At 68.4% G+C, this 2,835-nt stretch carries 1 protein-coding gene; it reads right to left on the bottom strand.

From position 1 onward, the window contains the following. A partial coding sequence (locus ACP7BV_RS26785; RefSeq protein WP_426107940.1) for a beta strand repeat-containing protein occupies window positions 1–2,835 on the bottom strand: 2,835 nt, incomplete at both ends.

The raw sequence follows: 2,835 nt of genomic DNA, 5'->3' as shown, positions 1-2,835 counted from the left end.
GTCGCCCGCGGCCGAAAAACGGGTCAGGGTCGGGACGATCTGCAGCAGCGGCTGGCTGGCCGAGCCGAACATTTGCAGCGAGAACACGCCGTTCGCCTCGAACGGCACCAGCAAGGTCGCCTGGGTACCGTCAGCGCTGGCGGCAACCGGGCTCACACGCACCATGGCCGCAGCGCCGTTGTAGTCGGTATAGCGCAGCAAAATATCGCTGTCGGTGCTTAAACCGGTGCCGCGCAAGGTGATGGCCTGGCCCGGATTGGCCGAGGCCGTGGCGGCATCGGCCGGCGTGCCCGATAAGGCAAGCGCCTGCACCGCGTCGAGGCTGGCGCTGAAACTGGCGCTCACGCCGCCGGCGGTCTTGACGCTGATGGCGCCAAAGACGCCGTCGGCCAGCGGTACCGTCAGCGTGACCTGGCCGTTGACGTACTGGTTGATCGCATAATCGTAGATCTGCTGCACGTCCGGCCCGAGCGCCGCGCCGGCGTCGATGATGACCTGGCCGTTGGGGCCGGTGCCGAAGCGGTATTCGCTGTTGTTGCCTTCGACAAAGCCTGTGCCGTGCAACACCACGACGGCGCTGCGCCCGTCGGCGGAAACCGACTGCACGTCGACGCTGGTGATGACGGGAATGATCTGCAGCGGCAAGGCGACGCCGGCGTTGTCGCCCACCGCGCTGACCACGCCGCTGACCGCATTGGCGGGCACGCGCACTTCGGCGCGCATACCGGCCGCGTTCATCAGGGTAGCGCGCACAATGACTTCGCCCGAGTTGCCGTTGCTGTCAGTCTGGAACACGAAGCCGGTGGTGGCATCCATGCCCACGCCGGTAATGACGATCATTTGACCCGCAATGGCCGAGGCCTGGCCGGGGGCTGCGGCGGTGCCGCTGCTGGCGGCGGCTTGGACACCGGTCAGGCGCATGCCGAACGCGGCGCTGGTGCCGCCGATGGTCGACACCCGGATCGGGCCCGAGGCCGCGCCTTCCGGCACGGTCAGGTACAGCGCGCGGCCGCTGTTGCTCACGTCAACGCCGTAGTTGCGGCTGACGTCGGCGACCTGTTGGGCGCCAAACAGCACGCTGGCGTTGCCTTCGGCGAAACCGCTGCCGGTCAGGCGCAACTGGCCGCCGTGGTAGGCGCTGCCGTTGTCAGCTTCCACATTGCTCAGAGTGGGTACGATCTGCAGCACCACGCCGACGCTGTCGCGCGACAGGCGCACCATGCCGGTGGTGGCGCCAAGCGGCACCGCAACCGTCAGGCTGCTGCCGTCGGCTGCAACGCTGGTCGGCGCCACGGCCGTTTCATAGAGCTGGCCATAGTCGTCCAGCATGGTGAACACCACTTGCTCGCCGCTGAACAAACCGCTGGTACCCAGCGTGATGGTCTGCAGCGCATTGGCCGAGGCCAGCGCGGCGCGCGCCGGGGTGCCGCTGGCGGCCGTGGCGCCAAGCGCGCCGATGCGGCTGCTGGCCGCTGCCACTCGTTGCAAATTGAGCTTGTAGGCGCCCGTGTAGTTGCCGTTGGAGCCGGACCCCGCCACATTCGGATTGTAAGCGGTGTTCGAGTAGCCGCTCACGCCCACGTAGTAGGCGCCGCTGGCCGGTGCGCTGACGCTGAGCGGCGTGGTGTCGCCGGCGGTGCGGTAGCCGCCCGCGATGGCGTTGCCGGCGGCGTCGAACAGGCGCAGGTAAGTGTGGTTGTTCTCGGTCAGGAAGGCGCTCAAGCGCTCGCCCGCTGCCAGGGTCACGCGGTACAGGTCGACGTCGAGCGTGTCGCCCACCGATCCCCGCACCACGACGCTCTGGTTCAAGCCAAGGCCCGGATCGGCCGCGCCGGCCAGCAGGTTGCCGGCGTCGGCGGGATTCTGCTCGGCCAGCACGCCAATGGCCAGCGCACCCGCACGCAAGGCGGCGCTGCCGCCTGCGGTACTGACGGTGATCAAGCCGCTTCCAACGCCGGTCGGGACCGTAATGCGCAGCAGTTGCTGGTCCTGGTAGGTGCCGGTTCCGGCATTGATCGTGGTCACTTCAAACGTGCCCACGCCGCGCCCGTCGACCTGGATCGCCAGGTCGTTCGCGGTCAAGCCTGTGCCTTCGATGAGCAACACGTTGCCGGCTGCAACCTGGCCGCCGACCGCGCGCAGGGTCGGCACGATTTGCAGATTGATCGATACACCGCTGCCCAGCACGGTCACGGCGCCGCTGCGGGCCAGCGCTGGCACGCGCACGGTGAGCGACTTGCCGTCGCCCGAGGCAGTGCCGGCCACCGTCAAGGTGCCAAATTTGCCGGCGTCGTCGATGCCCTGGAACTGTACCAGCGTGCCGTACTTGAAGCCCTGGCCGGACAGCACAATGTTTTGCCCGGTAATGGCCGAAGGACGGGCCGGATCGGCGGCAACGCCGCTGCCGGCGGTGGCATTGATGGCGCTGAAGTCCACCCGCGGCTGGCTGGCGAACTCGCCGCCCGGCAGCTCGGCAAAACCGCCTTCGGTGCTGATCCGGATCGGTCCGTCCAGCGTGCGCGGCGCCACCAGGCTGACGCTGTCGTTGCGCGCGCCGGTGACGTCGAAGGGCGTTCCGGTGGTGTAGGCGTCGGCCAGGACCACGCCGCCCACGGTGACGCTGGACGCGCCCTCCATGAAGCCCGAGCCCTGCAAATAGAACATCTCGTCCTGGCCGGGGCGCCCGGTCATGCCGGTCAAGGTCGGCACGATCTGCAGGCGGATTCCGGGCGTGGCGTTGATGGTTTGCGGGGCGTCGAGGCGGTTGCTGATGGTCTTGCTCAGCACAGTGACGCCGTCCACGGACACGCTCAGCTGGTCGGGATTGCCCAGGCT

The organism is Massilia sp. TSP1-1-2, assembly GCF_049896185.1.
Lineage (GTDB): Bacteria > Pseudomonadota > Gammaproteobacteria > Burkholderiales > Burkholderiaceae_D > Telluria_A.
Note: the sequence above shows the minus strand (reverse complement) of the source record. Positions and strands in the feature narration are given on the sequence as shown.